Annotated in this window: 14 protein-coding genes; 4 read left to right on the top strand and 10 right to left on the bottom strand. The window is 72.7% G+C overall.

The window, feature by feature from the left end; genetic code table 11:
* Positions 1–178: 178 nt before the first annotated feature.
* The 7 genes from QWM81_RS17020 to QWM81_RS16990 all read right to left on the bottom strand — a co-directional run bounded on the left by QWM81_RS17020 (position 179) and on the right by QWM81_RS16990 (position 7,467).
* Entirely contained in the window at positions 179–937 is a 759-nt protein-coding gene (locus QWM81_RS17020; RefSeq protein ID WP_290112861.1) for a class I SAM-dependent methyltransferase, read from the bottom strand.
* 50 nt (positions 938–987) lie between these two features.
* Positions 988–2,178 carry an aminotransferase class V-fold PLP-dependent enzyme gene (locus tag QWM81_RS17015; RefSeq protein ID WP_290112866.1) on the bottom strand — a complete coding sequence of 397 codons (1,191 nt, stop codon included), beginning with the start codon at positions 2,176–2,178 and terminating at the stop codon, positions 988–990.
* 82 nt (positions 2,179–2,260) lie between these two features.
* A complete protein-coding gene (locus QWM81_RS17010; protein WP_290112860.1) occupies positions 2,261–3,583 on the bottom strand; it encodes a pyridoxal-phosphate dependent enzyme in 1,323 nt (440 codons plus the stop codon).
* Positions 3,580–5,058, bottom strand: coding sequence for a type III PLP-dependent enzyme domain-containing protein (locus QWM81_RS17005; RefSeq protein WP_290112865.1), 1,479 nt, complete (start codon positions 5,056–5,058; stop codon positions 3,580–3,582). Before QWM81_RS17005 ends, QWM81_RS17010 begins: the two co-directional genes overlap by 4 nt.
* Before the next feature lie 438 nt (positions 5,059–5,496).
* Positions 5,497–6,072 carry a GNAT family N-acetyltransferase gene (locus tag QWM81_RS17000; RefSeq protein WP_290112859.1) on the bottom strand — a complete coding sequence of 192 codons (576 nt, stop codon included), beginning with the start codon at positions 6,070–6,072 and terminating at the stop codon, positions 5,497–5,499.
* Positions 6,069–6,674, bottom strand: a complete 606-nt coding sequence (locus QWM81_RS16995; protein WP_290112858.1) for a LysE family transporter — start codon at positions 6,672–6,674, stop codon at positions 6,069–6,071. The genes QWM81_RS17000 and QWM81_RS16995 overlap by 4 nt, the downstream gene beginning before the upstream one ends.
* The gene (locus QWM81_RS16990) at positions 6,667–7,467 is read right to left on the bottom strand and encodes an EI24 domain-containing protein (RefSeq protein WP_290112857.1); all 801 of its coding nucleotides are present in this window, start codon (positions 7,465–7,467) and stop codon (positions 6,667–6,669) included. The genes QWM81_RS16995 and QWM81_RS16990 overlap by 8 nt, the downstream gene beginning before the upstream one ends.
* 92 nt (positions 7,468–7,559) lie before the next feature.
* Between QWM81_RS16990 and QWM81_RS16985 the strand changes: the two genes are divergently transcribed.
* Complete coding sequence (locus QWM81_RS16985) at positions 7,560–8,738, top strand: serine hydrolase domain-containing protein (RefSeq protein WP_290112856.1); 1,179 nt, start codon at positions 7,560–7,562, stop codon at positions 8,736–8,738.
* Between the two features lie 318 nt (positions 8,739–9,056).
* Here QWM81_RS16985 and QWM81_RS16980 read toward each other — a convergent pair whose 3' ends face one another.
* Together QWM81_RS16980 and QWM81_RS16975 are read right to left on the bottom strand one after the other, a co-directional pair.
* Entirely contained in the window at positions 9,057–9,482 is a 426-nt protein-coding gene (locus tag QWM81_RS16980; RefSeq protein WP_290112855.1) for an organic hydroperoxide resistance protein, read from the bottom strand.
* A 65-nt stretch (positions 9,483–9,547) separates the two neighbouring features.
* Positions 9,548–10,567, bottom strand: a complete 1,020-nt coding sequence (locus QWM81_RS16975; RefSeq protein ID WP_290112854.1) for an NADP-dependent oxidoreductase — start codon at positions 10,565–10,567, stop codon at positions 9,548–9,550.
* A 108-nt stretch (positions 10,568–10,675) separates the two neighbouring features.
* Here QWM81_RS16975 and QWM81_RS16970 point away from each other — a divergent pair, with 108 nt between their 5' ends.
* Positions 10,676–11,113: a MarR family winged helix-turn-helix transcriptional regulator gene (locus tag QWM81_RS16970; protein ID WP_290112853.1), complete on the top strand. Its 438-nt coding sequence runs from the start codon at positions 10,676–10,678 to the stop codon at positions 11,111–11,113.
* A gap of 67 nt (positions 11,114–11,180) precedes the next feature.
* Here QWM81_RS16970 and QWM81_RS16965 read toward each other — a convergent pair whose 3' ends face one another.
* Positions 11,181–12,089: an SCO2400 family protein gene (locus QWM81_RS16965; protein WP_435372384.1), complete on the bottom strand. Its 909-nt coding sequence runs from the start codon at positions 12,087–12,089 to the stop codon at positions 11,181–11,183.
* 122 nt (positions 12,090–12,211) lie between these two features.
* Here QWM81_RS16965 and QWM81_RS16960 point away from each other — a divergent pair, with 122 nt between their 5' ends.
* Together QWM81_RS16960 and QWM81_RS16955 are read left to right on the top strand one after the other, a co-directional pair.
* Complete coding sequence (locus QWM81_RS16960; RefSeq protein ID WP_290112851.1) at positions 12,212–12,781, top strand: hypothetical protein; 570 nt, start codon at positions 12,212–12,214, stop codon at positions 12,779–12,781.
* A 167-nt stretch (positions 12,782–12,948) separates the two neighbouring features.
* A complete protein-coding gene (locus tag QWM81_RS16955) occupies positions 12,949–13,992 on the top strand; it encodes a rod shape-determining protein (protein WP_290112850.1) in 1,044 nt (347 codons plus the stop codon).
* The last annotated feature ends 86 nt before the right edge of the window (positions 13,993–14,078 follow it).

Here is a 14,078-nt window from a genome sequence, read left to right as displayed (position 1 = left end):
GGGCGCGCGGGCGTGCCGGCGTGCCGGGCGCGCGGGCGTGCCGGCGTGCCGGGCGCGCGGGGCGTAGGGCGTGCTGAGCGTACGGCGTGCCGGCGTGCCGGCGTGTGGGCGTGCCGGCGGTTCCGGCCACACGGCACACGGGCGTACGGGGGCCGTACGGGCGTACGGGCCGTACCGCTCAGCGGATGGCGGCCAGGACGTGGCTGTGCCCGTACTGCCAGACGACGCCCACGTGGTCGAACCCCGCCTCACGCAGCAGCGCCACATGGCCGCCCACGGTCAGATCGTTGCCCTCGCAGCGCGGATGCCCCTGCCGGTCGCGCTGTGCGAGGAGGCGCGACAGTTCCGGATCGGAGGTGGCGCCGGACCACCAGGAGTGCCAGTCGTCGTGGCTGAGGGTCAGGTTCCGCTCGGCGTGACGGCGCCCGATGTCATCGGCCAGCGCGGAGACCCTCGCGGAATCCGGGCTGATGTGGTCGCCGTTGACGAGGACCCCGCCGGGCCGCAACCGCCCGGCGAGTTCCCGGTAGACCCGGCGCAGCGTGCGCCGGTCCAGGTAGTGCAGGGCCGTCGTGGAGACGGCGGCGTCCACGGGGCGGCCCGGCGCGAGCGCGTCGAGCCAGCCCGGCTCGCCGATCACCGCCTCGACGTAGCGCAGGGCGGGGCCGTAGTGGGTCCTGCCCAGTTCCAGCAGGAGGGGGTCGGCGTCGACGGCCAGGACGTCCGCGCCCGGCAGGCGGCCGGCCAGGCGCGCCGCCAGGGAGCCCGGGCCGCTGCCCAGGTCGAGGACCAGCGGCGGAGCGGACTGGCCGCGCGTCACATGCTCCACCACGTCCGCGATGACCGTGAAGCTCTCCTCGCGGTCGATCGCGTACCGCTGCTGCTGGCCCTCCCAGCGCTCCACCCACCGTGCGGCCGTCACCGCGTTGACACTCATAGCCGCTCGCGTCCCCTCGACCCGTCCTGCCCCAAGTCTGCTCATGAAAATCATTGCAGATTGGCGAGGGTGGTGAGCAACGCGTCCACCTCTTCGGGTGTGTTGTGCACATGGAGGCTGACCCGCACCGAGCCTTCCTTCTCGCCGCCGGCGGCCTGGCAGTGGCCGTCCGAGCGGACCATGAAGCCGTGGCTGAAGAGGATGAAGCCAAGGTCGTTCGAACCGATCTCCCGATGCCGGAACGTCACCAGGCTCCGCCGCCGCTGCACCGGCGACCCGGCCGCCAGGCTCGTCCGGCAGCCCAGGACCTCGTAGGCGTCGAGCCGGCTCAGCCCATCGGTCAGCCGGGCGGTCAGCGCCACCGTCCAGCGTTCGATCCGGTCGGTCCCCGCGGCGTCCAGCCAGTCCAGCGCGGCCGCCAGGGAGGCGATGCCGGCCGTGTTGGGGGTGCCCTGCCAGCCGCCCGGCCGGAAGGCCGGGCCGCGCCGCCCCCGGGCCCACACCGCGCCCGAACCCGGCAGGGCCAGCGCCTTGTGGCCGGAGAAGACCACGAAGTCCACGTCGAGCGCGGCCACGGACACCGGAAGGTGGCCGACGCTCTGCGCGGCGTCCAGGCAGATGGGTACGTCCGGCCCGACGACCCGGCGGATGCGGTGGACGTTCATGTCGACGCCGTACACGTGGTGAACGTGCGTGGCGGCCACGAACCGGGTCCGCGGGCCGACGATCGCGGCGAGCGCCGCCGGATCGTAGTCCCCGGAGGCGGCCTGGTACGGCAGTTCCCTGACCCGCACCCCGATCCCCTGGCGGGCCAGCAGGTCCCGCGCCTCCAGCCACGGCGAGAGATTCGCCTGGTGGTCCGCGTACGGGACGACGATCTCGTCACCGTCGCCGAGCAGCCCGGGCAGCCAGTCCCGCGCGACCGTGCGCAGGCCCTCCGACGCGCCGCTGGTGAAGTGCACGGAGGACCGGTCGGGATCCGGGTCGCCCAGGAACCGCTTGATCCGGTCGCGGGTGTCCTCCACCAGCGCGGTGGTGGCGTTGGCCCAGGGGTACGAGCCCCGGCCCGCGTTGGCGTTGGAGGTGGTGAGGTAGGTCTGTACGGCGTCCAGGACGGCCTGCGGCTTCTGCGCGGTGGCCGCGCTGTCCAGATAGGCGAGGTCCGGATGCGCGGTGATGATCGGGAACTGGGCGCGCAACGGCAGCTGCCATGACGTCAGTTTTTCGATGGTGCCCGTTATGTCCGTCGCGTCGGTTGGGTCGGTTGGGGCGGTTGCGTCGGGCGCGTCGGTTGGGTCGGGCGCGTCACCAAGGTCGGTCACGTCAGTCACGCACCAGGGGCGCGCCCGCGTCGCGCCAGGCGACGATCCCGCCGGCCAGACTGCGTACGTCGGGATGGCCCATGCGCGTCAGGAGGGCCGCGTACCGGGCCGACTTCTCGCCGACCGGACACGCCAGCAGCACCGGCTGCCGCTTGCTGAACGGCAGGCCGCCCTTGACGAGTTCGTCGAACAGCTCGTCCACGATGTTCACCGAGCCGTCGATGTGGAGCGCGGCGTACGCGAACGGGCCGCGCAGGTCGATCACCAGCGGCCGTTCCTCCGCGATCCACTTGCGGGCCTCCGCCACGTCGATGACGGAGGCCGCACGCGCCTCCGTGTCGGTCAGCGTGGCCACCGAGTTCTTCACCGGGGGCCGCCCCAGCAGCTCGGGGCGGCGCTGCCGTACGTACCCCAGATAGCTCTCCACCCGGTCGCAGACGATGAAGACGGCCGTCCGGCGGCGCTCCGCCGGCTCGGCGTCCAGCGCCCGCAGATGGCGCAGCGCACCGTAGTAGGCCGCACCACCGGTCGGTCCGGCGAGCAGGCCGCAGCGGCGCAGCAGCGTCAGCATCCCGTCGATGGCCTCGTCGGCGCTGACCGTCTCGATCGTGTCGTACGTCGCCGGGTCGAACAGGCCCACCTCCTGGACCTCGTCGGCGTTGCGGATGCCGGGGATGAAGTCCGTCTTCTCGCCGACGAGCCCGACGACGCGCACCGCCGGGTCGTGTGCGCGCAGGGCCCTGGCCACGCCGGTGGACGATCCCGCCGTGCCCACGCAGGCGATGAACCAGTCGGGCGCCCGGCCGTCCAGGTCCGCGATGATCTCCGGGCCGGTGCCGGCCGCGTGCGCTTCGGTGTTGCGGGCGTTGAAGTACTGGTCGGTGTGGAAGTGGGCGCTGCCGGGCCGGTTCAGCCGCTGGTGGAAGAGGGTCAGCGGATCGTCGGTGTTGGTCGGGTCGAGGCACTCGGACTGCCCGGGCAGCTCCTCGATCTCGGCGCCCAGCAGCAGGAGCAGGTCCTTGATCTCGGGTATGCGCATCCGGTTGGTGACGCTCTTGAACGGCAGCCCATGCATGCCCGCGATGAGCGCCAGCGCCTTGGCGGTGTTGCCGCTGGACAGCTCCACGACCGTCTCACCGCGCTCCTTGGCACCGGCCAGGCCGCGCCGGGCCATGTTCCACGCGGCCCGGTCCTTCAGGGAGCCGAAGGGGTTGAGCATCTCCAGCTTGGCGTAGAGGTCGATGGTGCGCAGACCGTGTACGTCCGGGTCGATGCGTACCAGCGGCGTGTTGCCGATGGCGTCGGTGATGCTGTCGTACCTCATGTGCGCTGACCCCCCGGTCGTGTGATCGGCCAGAACTGCTCGTCGAGGCACCAGCGCCAAGAGCCCCCGGACTCCTCGGGGTCGTCCTCGAATGCGGCCACTTTGCGTGCGACGGGCTGCTGTTGGGCGTGGGTGGCCTGGAAGTCCATGCAGTAGCCGGCGGTGTTGGGAAAGGCGAGGAGGTCACCGGGTCGCGGCAGGCGTGGCAGGTGGACCGTTCGGCGGGTGATCAGGTCCGCCTCCAGGCAGAGGTTGCCCACGAGGTGCACGGCCACCGGCCCCTCGGGGCCGGACCCGGCCGGGTCACGGGGCAGGAGGACGGGGTCCATGAGGACGCCGTGGTCCTCCAGGCTGACGTCACCGGCGTTCAGGGCGAGGCGCACCATGGGCGCGCCCGTGTCCGCCGCGTCCCCGCCCGGATGCCGGACCTCCAGCACCTTGCCGAGGGTGAGCCCGCACTGGTCCGTGAGCGCCCGGCCGGGCTCGGCGTACAGGTCGTAGAGGCTCTCCAGGAGCAGGGTGCCCAGCGGGCGGCCCAGGCCGGGCGCGGGGCGCGACAGCAGCTCGTCCAGGTAGGCGGCGCCGGAGACGGGGCGGTGCGCCGGGTAGAGGCCGAGGGCGCCTTTGAGGGTGCCGTTCTCCAGGCGCAGGCCGTAGCCGTGCCCGCCCCAGGTCATCGGCGGGCGCCTGCCCATGACGGCGTTGGTCAGCTCCGTGGTGTACCGATCCCACTGTTCGGCCCGGGCCAGATAGCTGACGCCGAAGCCGCCGCCGACGTCGATGACGCGCGGCTGAAATCCCCGCAGTCGCAGCCCGTCCATGGCCAGGAGGCACCCTTCGAGCGCCGTCGCCTTCTCGTCCAGGCTCGTGGTGTCGAGGTGGTAGCCGACGCCGACCGGTTCCAGCGCGTCCCCGTGGCGTTCGAGTGTGTCGAGCAGCTGCTCCAGGGACTTCACGGGCGTACCGAAGCGGCTCCGGCGGGACAGCGTTCGGGGGCCGGAGGTCTCGAACTCCGACAGGCGCGGGACGATCCGCAGCCGGGGCAGGTCGTACGCGCGGACGAGGCCGGCGGCCTGCTCCACCTCCCCGGCCCCGTCCGCGTGGATGATCGCCCCGGTGCGCGCGGCGAGCCAGAGGAACTCCGGGTCCTTGGGGCCGGTCGCCATGATCCGGTCGCCGGTCCATCCGCAGGCCAGGGCGTGCTGCAACTCGGCGAGCGAGGCGGCGTCCAGGGCCGCGTCGGTGGTGACGAGCCGCCGGACCAGCGCGCTGGAACGGTTCGCCTTGTGCGCGAAGAAGACCCGGCCGGCGAGCTGGTGGCGGCGGAAGACGGAGCGGAAGCGTTCCACGTTCTCCGCGATCTGGTCCGGCAGCACGACGTTGAGGGGCGAGCCCAGCGCGTCCACGAGCGTGTGCGGAAGCCGGTGGTCCGGCTCCAGGAAGGACGCCAGCCGCCGTTCCAGCCGCGGTGCCAGGTACAACGGAGCGTCGCCCGCCCGCGCCGCGCCCGTCCCCCCGGCGCCCCCCGTCCGGGCCGAACCTGTCGGAGCCGAACCCGTCCCAGGCGTACCTGTGCCAGCCGTACTCATCGAGCTGTTCCTCCCGGTGAGGAATACCGACCGGGGGCATACCTGTCCCGCTGTCCCGCTCTTTATGCCCAACGTCTGTGACCGGCATGGCTTTTGGGGAGCAGACGGCCGGATCGGCGTGGTCGGTGCCGGGGTCGCACGTCGGTGTCGGCGTCCGGCGTCGGCGTCCGGCGTCGGCGTCGGCGTCGGGCGTCGGGCGTCCGGCGTCGGGCGTCGGGCGTCCGGCGTCGGGCGTCGGGCGTCGGGCGTCGGGTGTCGGGCGTCCGGCGTCCGGCTTTCAGTCCTGGGCGGCGGGCGTCCGGCATCGGCGTCCGCGTCGGGCGTTCAGTCCCGGGCGGCGGACGGCACGAGCGCGAGGGTCATCAGGATCTCGTCGCGGTCGTCGCCGGGCGCCACCCGCAGGGCGCCGGGCCACCGCCCGGTCTCCGCCCAGCCCAGCTCGCGGTAGAAGGCTTCCAGGCCCAACCCGCCCCGTACGGCGAGATTCAGCCGTTCCAGGCCCATCTCCTCCCGGGCGAGGTCACGGACCTGGCGCATCAGCGCGGCGCCGATCCCGCGCCCCCGGAAGCGAGGATCTGTCTGCACATGGTTGACCACCCCGCAGTGCGCCACCAGCGGGTGCGGATCGCGGCGTACGACCAGCCAGCCCGCGAGCGCTCCCCCGGCACGGGCGGTGAGCAGCCGGCCGCGCTGGGGGGCGAGCCCGTCGACGAGCCGGTCCACCACCGGTCGCGCGTGGCCGGGGGTCACCGGAGGCATGGGGAAGCCGGGGGCGATGACCGCGCCGCCCGCGTTGATCACCGCCGCCCAGCAGTCGGTCAGCTGCCGCCTGAGTTCCTCGGTGGCCTCCCCGGGCCGGGTGATCTGCCGGAACTCGGGCTCCTCGTGCGACGCCGTCACGTCACGCCCAGGGTGACGCCGAGGCCCACCAGCGTGGCGCCGATGGCGCGGTTCAGGGCCTTCTGGGCGCGCAGCATCGACGTACGCAGGCGGCTGTGCGAGAAGAACAGCGCCACCAGGCCGAACCACGTCAGGTGGGCGAGGGACATGAACAGGCCGTAGGCGCTCTGCTGCCACAGTGCCGTGTCGGGGCCGACGACCTGGGTGAAGGTGGAGACCACGAACAGCGTGGTCTTCGGGTTGAGTACGTTCGTCAGGAAGCCGGTGCGCAGAGCGCCCCACCGGGACAGGGCGGGCCTGGACTCCAGGTCGACGGTCAGGTCCGCACGGGCGAAGAAGGTCCGCAGGCCGATGTAGACGAGGTACGCGGCGCCGATCAGCTTGATCGCCGTGAACAGCGCGGTGTTGGCGGCGATGAGCAGGCCCACGCCGAGCATCGTGTACGTGACGTGGACCAGGACGCCCGCCGCGACTCCCGTGGCCGCGAAGAGACCTGTCGTACGGCCGTAGAGGTAGCTGTTGCGTACGACCATCGCGAAGTCGGCGCCCGGGCTGATGACCGCGAGGACCGTGATGACGGCGACCGCGAACAGCTCAGTCACGCCCGGCCTTCGCGTCGGCGGGCGGCTCCTGCGGCGGCAGCGCGTGTGTGGGCTCGTGCGGTCCGGCCACGTCGCGGGCGAGCAGCGTCGCGCCCGCGACCGCGCCCGGCATCAGGAACACCGCGACGAACGGCACCAGGAACGCCAGGGTCAGTGGGACGCCGAAGCCGAGCGTGAGCAGGCGGCGGCCGCGCAGCAGGGCGAGGCGGTCCTTGAGTTCGACGCCGCGCCGCTGGAGCGCCACCGCCGTCAGCTCCTCCGCCAGGAAGAAACCGGAGACGCAGAAGCCGAGCACGGGGACCACGGTCTGTCCGACGACCGGGATGAACCCGAGCGCGAACAGCACGATGCCGTACAGCGCCACCCGCACGAGGACGCGCAGGCTGTCGCGGGCGGAGATCCACAGTTCGCGCCAGAGCGGCAGCCCGGACCGTGGGACGTCGCCGCCCTCGGTGCGGTCGACCTCTTCGGACAGCGACTCGTAGAAGGGCTGGCCGACGAGCAGGGTCACCGCGGTGAAGGTGACGACCGCGAGGAACAGCCCGAAGGCGAAGACCAGCGCGGTCAGGAAGCCGCGGAAAAGGCCCTGCCAGGGCGAGGACCAGTCGTCCGCGAAGGGGGTCACCCACGCGGTCAGGTCGTCGGCACCGTACGCCAGGCCGATCAGCGCACCCGCGTACAGCACGAGGGTGACCAGGCCGGGCAGCAGCCCGAACCCGAACCACCGGCCGTGCCGGCCGACCCATCGCTGGCCCTTCACCAAGTAACCGAAGCCCACCCCGAGATCACGCATGGAATCAGCCTATCGGGACCCGCGCGGGAATTTCCCCAGCCGGCCGCCTGCTTGATCATCCACCACCGTTCACCAGGTGCGAGGGAGCGCAGATGCCGGATCAGCAGGCCGCTCAGCGGGTCGTTCAGCAGGTCGTTCAGGGCACCGTGGCCGAGGGGTTCGAGGCGGTACGGGAGGAATTCGCCGCCGTAGTGGAAGGGGAAAGACCCGACTATTCCGGGCAGTTGGCCGCGTACGTACACGGGCGGAAGGTCGTCGACCTGTGGGCCGGACCGGACACGGACGGCGACACGCTGTTCGGCGTCTACTCCTCCACGAAGGGCGCCGCGCATCTGGTGGTCGCGCTGCTCGCACAGGACGGCACCCTGGACCTGGACCGGGAAGTGGCGCATTACTGGCCGGAGTTCGCGGCGGGCGGCAAGGGCGCGGTCACCCTGCGCGAGCTGATCGCACACCGCGCGGGCGTGGTGGGCGCCGACGGCGGTTTCACGCCCGAGGAGCTCGCCGACGACCGGCTGATCGCCCAGCGGCTGGCGGGACAGCGCCCGTACTGGCGGCCGGGGGCGGCCTTCGGCTACCACGCGTATGTCATCGGGGCGCTGACCGGCGAGGTGGTGTTCCGGGCCACCGGGCAGACCCTCCACGAGGTGTACGAGGAGCGGATTCGCGACCCGTACGACCTGGACTTCTTCCTGGGGCTGCCGCAGGAGCAGGAGCCGCGGTTCCGGTCGGTGCTGCCGATGGACCCGACGCCCGAGCAGCAGGCGGAGCTGGACGCGGTACCGGACGCCGCGGACACGCTGCTGTCGATCGCCTTCAACCGCAACGGCGAGCACCCGACCGACATCGAGACGGTGCCCAACTCACGGCTGATACGCGCCAAGGGGCCGGCGTCGGTGGGCGGGGTCGCCTCGGCGCGCGGGCTGGCCGGGATGTACGCGGCCGCGATCGGCGAGGTGGACGGGCGGGCGCCGCTGCTGAAGCCGGACACGGTGGCGGAGATTGGGCAGGTGCACTCGGTGGGGTACGAGCTGGTGTCGCGCCAGCACAAGGCGTTCGGGCTGGGCTTCCAGATCACGTGGGACACGTACCCGTTCCTGGGCGCGGGGTCGTTCGGGCACTCCGGGGCGGGCGGCTCGCAGGCGTTCGCCGATCCGCGGGCGGGGCTGGCGTACGGCTACACGCGCCGCCGGTACGCCTTCCCGGGCGGGGCGGCGCCGGAGAACGACCGCCTGGTGCGGGCGGTGCACGCGGCGGCGAAGGCCGCGTAGCGGGGGCGGCGGCCGGGCGGGTACGGCGGTGGCGCCTGGAGTGCTGGTCGGGCCGGTACGGCGGGGTGCTCGGACTGGCGGGACCGGTACGGCGAGCGCGCCTGGAGCACTGGTCGGGCCGGTACGGCGAGGGACCTAAAGCGGCCGGTGCCGGTACGGCGAGGGCGCCTGGAGCGGCCAGCCGGCCGGTACGGCGGAGGGCGCTAAAGCGGCCAGTGCCGGAACGGCGGAGGGCCGCACCCCGTGCCGGACCGGTTACGGCGGAGGGCCGCACCCGTGTCGGGTGCGGCCCTCCGTCGCGTACGTGCGGCGACGCGATCAGGCGACGGCGAGGTCGACCGTGATGTTGCCGCGGGTCGCCTTGGAGTACGGGCAGACCTGGTGGGCCTTCTCGATGAGCTCCTTGGCGGTGGCGGCGCTCACGTTCGGGATCTTCGCGGAGATCTTGACGATGATGCCGAAGCCCTCGGCGTTCTTGCCGATGCCCACCTCGGCGGTGACCGTCGAGCCGGAGATGTCGGCGCCCTCCTGGCGGGCGACCACGCCGAGCGCACCCTGGAAGCAGGCGCTGTAACCGGCGGCGAAGAGCTGCTCCGGGTTGGTGCCCTCACCGGAGCCGCCCATCTCCTTGGGCGGGTTGACGACCACGTCGAGCTTGCCGTCGTCGGTGGCGACGCGCCCGTCACGGCCGTTCTCGGCGGTGGCGGTGGCGGTGTACAGGACGTCGGACTGCTGTATGGACATGTAAGGGGTTTCCTCCTGTGATGCGCCGCGACTCGCGCCCACGATCGCGGCGGCCTGGAGTGAGCCTAACGGGTGAGCGAAACGATCATCTTGCCGGTGTTCTCACCGCGCAGCATGGCGAGGAACGCCTCGACGCCGTTCTCCACGCCCTCGACGACCGTCTCGTTGTACTTGAGCGCCCCCGAGGCCAGCCACCCGGCGACCTCCTTGACGAACTGCGGCTGGAGCGCCGCGTGGTCGTTCACGAGCATGCCCTGGAGGCGCAGCCGCTTGCCGATGACCAGGGCCAGGTTGCGCGGCGCGGGCGTCGGCTCGGTGCTGTTGTACTGGGCGATCATGCCGCAGATGGTGGCGCGGCCGTGGACGTTGAAGGAGGAGATCGCGGCTTCGAGGTGCTCGCCGCCCACGTTGTCGAAGTAGACGTCGATGCCGTCCGGGGCGGCTTCCTTGAGCTGCTGCGCGACGGGGCCGTTCTTGTAGTTGAACGCCGCGTCGAAGCCGTACTCCTCGGTCAGGAGCTTGACCTTCTCGTCGGAACCGGCCGAGCCGATGACCCGGGCGGCGCCCTTGAGCTTGGCCATCTGGCCGACCTGGCTGCCCACGGCACCGGCCGCGCCGGAGACGAAGACCACGTCACCCTCCTTGAAGGAGGCGACGTCGAAGAGGCCGGCGTAGGCGGTGAGGCCGGTCATACCGAGGACACCGAGGTACGCGGAGAGCGGGGCGAGCGAGCCGTCGACCTTGGTGGCGTGCTTGGCGTTGACGTCGGCGTACTCGCGCCAGCCGAGTCCGTGCAGGACGTGGTCGCCGACCGCGAAGCCCTCGGCGTTGGAGGCTATGATCTCGCCGACCGCGCCGCCCTCCATGGGCTGGTCGAGCTGGAACGGCGGCACGTAGGACTTCACGTCGTTCATCCGGCCGCGCATGTACGGGTCGACCGAGAAGTACAGGTTCCGGACGACGATCCGGCCCTCGGCGGGCTCGGTGACCGGCGCCTCACGGAGAGCGAAGTCCTCGGGCTTGGGCCAGCCGTGGGGGCGGGCGACGAGGTGCCATTCGCGGCCGGACGCGGGAAGAGCGGACATGCTGCGGTGCCTCCTGAGAGATCGCTTCACACTGAATTACTTCAGCATATGAAACAACCATGCTCCTGGATATTTCAGGTTGTCAAGTAAGTGGGTATCCTGGTGCCCATGTCCAGCAGACGCACAGACCCGCTCACCCTCGAAGTGGTCGAGCTGATCGGCACGGTCGTGGCCCGCTACCACGAGGAGTACGAACAGGCGGCGGCGCGGCACTCACTGACCGGCGCGCAGGCGCGCGTCCTTGGGCTGCTGGCGCTCGAACCGACGCCGATGCGCCACCTCGCGCGCTCGCTGCGGTGCGAACCGTCGAACGTGACGGGGATCGTCGACCGGCTGGAGGCGCGCGGATTGGTGGAGCGCCGCCCGGACCCGGCGGACCGGCGGGTGAAGCTGGCCGCGGCGACGGAGGAGGGCCGTGCGACGGCACGCCGCCTGCGGGACGCGCTGGGCTTCGCCCGCGAGCCGCTGGCCCGGCTGTCGGAGGAGGAGCGGACGGCCCTCAGGGACCTGCTGCGGCGGATGCTGGGCGAGGAGGCGGTGGTGTAGGCAAGCGGTCACACACGACCCGAACGCACCACCACGGGAAGACCGGAACACACCACCACGGGAAGACCTAAACGCACCACCACAGGAACCAGTCGCACCTCTCCGTCGGTGACGGATCCGGCGAGGGTTCCGAGGGCGGTGGGGAATCGGGGGCCGGTTCGTCCGGCGCGGGCTCGCCCGGGCCGCCGTCCCCGCCACCGGACCCGGAGCCAGAGCCCGAGCCGGAACCCGAACCGGAACCGGAGCCGGAATCCGAGCCGGGGTCGTCCGGGGCCGGGTCCTCCTGGCCGGGGTCGCCCGGGGCGCCCGCCTGGCCTGGGTCGTCCGACGCCCCCGGGGCTGATGGGCCGGTGCCCGGCTCGCCCCCGCGCGCGGAGGCGGACGTGCTGGGGCGGCCGGACGGGGAGCCGGACGCGTCGGCGCCGTCCGACGCGTCGTCCTCGGGGTCGCCGGACGCGGATGCCGGCGAGGCGGGGTCATCCACCGGGCCGGGACCGTCCGGCAGGCCGGAGCCGCCCGAGGGCTCGGGCGCCGGCACCGTCTCGGCCGTGTCCTCCTGCTGTACGGCGGTGGCGGCACCGTTCTCGCCCGGGTGCTCGATCGCCAGCTCCGCCAGGCTCAGCGCCCCTGCCGCCAGCAGCAGCCCGACAAGCCCGATCAGCACCTTGCGGCCCCGCCGCTTGCGGGCCCGGCGCCCCGCGGGCCGGGATCGCCGGGTGCCCTCGGTCCGCAGCGTCTGATCCCGTCGCGCCTGATCCCGTCGCGCCTGATCCCGCCGCGCCTGATCCCGTCGCGCCTGGTTACGGGCACGACGAGGACCCGCCGGCGGAAGCTCCTCGTCCCGGTCCAGCTCGTAGACGTGGTCCGCCGCGGGTGTGCGGGGGTCGTCGTGCCGGAGCTCCTCGACGGGGGTCCCACACCCGGCACAGGCCAGGGCGCCGTTGAGGTGCCGCTGACACTGGTGGCAGTAATCCATGGCGCCCGCAGGTTATGCGGCGCCGCCACAACAGAGGTACCCGGGGCTGTGAGGATCCTGTGTGGAAACGGCTCCAGTCCGGCGCGTCCGCTCGATTCATACGTAAGGGGAAGGATGTCGGCATGACACCCTCCGCCACCCCGTCCGCCCCGTTTGGTCCCCTCGACTTCCAGCTCGTCCTGCTGCGCCGGATGGCCGACCACCAGCCGGGCCTGGTGGAGGACGCCCGCCGCGAACTGGGCGCGTCGATCGCCGACATGCGTGAGGCCAACCGCCGCTGGCAGGCCATGGTGCGAGCCCCCCGCGGGCGCGGCGCGCTCGCCCGCTACCGCTCGGTCCTCGGCGAACCCGCCTCCCGCGTCCGCCGCACCATCGGCGACCTGGAGTGCGACGCGCTGCTGTGGCCCGTGCCGCTGTGGCCGGACCTCCGCTTCGAGGTGCTGGCGGCGCCCGGCGGCCAGGTGTGGAACGCATGGCTCGTCAGGGCGCCCGGGGCGGCCGGGCCCGAGCTGCGTACGGTGGCCGACCTGCGTCCCTGGAGCTGCACCGTGGACGAGGTGGCCCGCGCCTTCCCGCCGGCCCGCCCGCTGGAGGGCAGCGCGCCCACCCGGTGGCGGCTGGCGTTCACCCTCCCCGGCGGGGCGCCTCGCGTGGCGGAGTTCACGTGGGGGCTGCTCCAGCGACTCGTATGAGCGGTGGCCCCGTGCGGTCCGCGGCCGCGTGCGGTCCGCGGCCGCGTGCGGTCCCCGCCCCGGCTCGTACAGCCCATTCCTGTCACCCCGTCAGCTCCCCCAGCGCGCGCCTCGCGCTCCGTGATCGCACGATGCGAAGACGTACCGCTCCTGGGAGGATCCGCACCGTGACCGTCAGTCTTGAGCAGTTGCGCCGCTGCCATGTCGCCGTCGACCTGGGGGCCGCCCGGACCCGGGTGTTCGTCAAGGGCGTCGGGCTCGTGGTCGACGAGCCGAGTGTCGCCGCCGTCAACACCCGCACCGGCGCGCTGATCGCGGTCGGGGAGTTCGCCGAGAAGATGACCGGCCGCACCCCCGACTACATCCGCGTCGTCCGCCCCGTCTCCGGTGGCAGTGTGGTCGACATCGACATGGCCCAGCGGATGCTGCGCCACCTCCTCGGCGAGAAGCTCCGCCGCCAGCTGCGCCGCAAGCCGATGCTGCGCGCCGCCGCCTGCACCCCGCACGACAGCGACCCGCTGGCGCAGCGCGCCACGGTCGAGACGCTCGTCGGGCTCGGCGCCCGCCGGGTCGAACTGGTCGACACGCTGATCGCGGCGGCAGTCGGCTCCGGGCTGCCGGTGGAGCAGCCCACCGCCACCATGATCCTGGTGTGCGGGGCGGCCACCACGCAGGTCGCCGTGCTCTCGCTCGGCGCGATCGTCACCGCCGAACGCGTCCCGGTCGGCGGCAACGCCATCGACCACGCCGTCATCCAGTACCTGCGCCACCAGCACGAGCTGATGCTGCCCAGCCAGTCGGTACGCCCGCTCCAGCTGGCCCTGCACGGCAACGGCCTCACCCCGCACGGGCCCGCCTCCACCGAGATCCACGGGCGGGACGTCGCGACGGGGCTGGCCCGGTCCGTGCTGGTCGACACCGCCGCCGTACGCCAGGCGCTGCACACCCCGCTGACGGCCGTGCTCGACGGTATCGGCAAGGTGCTGCGCGACTGCCCGCCCGACCTGGTGGCCGACCTCGTGGACCGCGGCATCATGATGGTCGGCGGCAGCGCCCTGCTGCCGGGTCTCGACCAGATGCTGCGGGACGCGACCGGGATGCCCGTGCAGATCGCGGAGCGGCCCGACATCTGCGCCGTCCTGGGCCTCGGCGCGATGCTGGAGGGCCGTATCCAGCCGCTGACGCTGAACCCGCTCGCCGAAGCGGAGTGAGCCGGGACGCACCCACGTCCAACCGCACGCACCACGCACCACGCGCCACGCGCCACGCCGGGCGCCCTCGACCCCGTACGCGCGGG

Source organism: Streptomyces ficellus (genome assembly GCF_030406405.1).
Taxonomy (GTDB): Bacteria; Actinomycetota; Actinomycetes; order Streptomycetales; family Streptomycetaceae; genus Streptomyces; species Streptomyces ficellus_B.
This window is presented reverse-complemented; position numbering and strand designations above follow the sequence as displayed.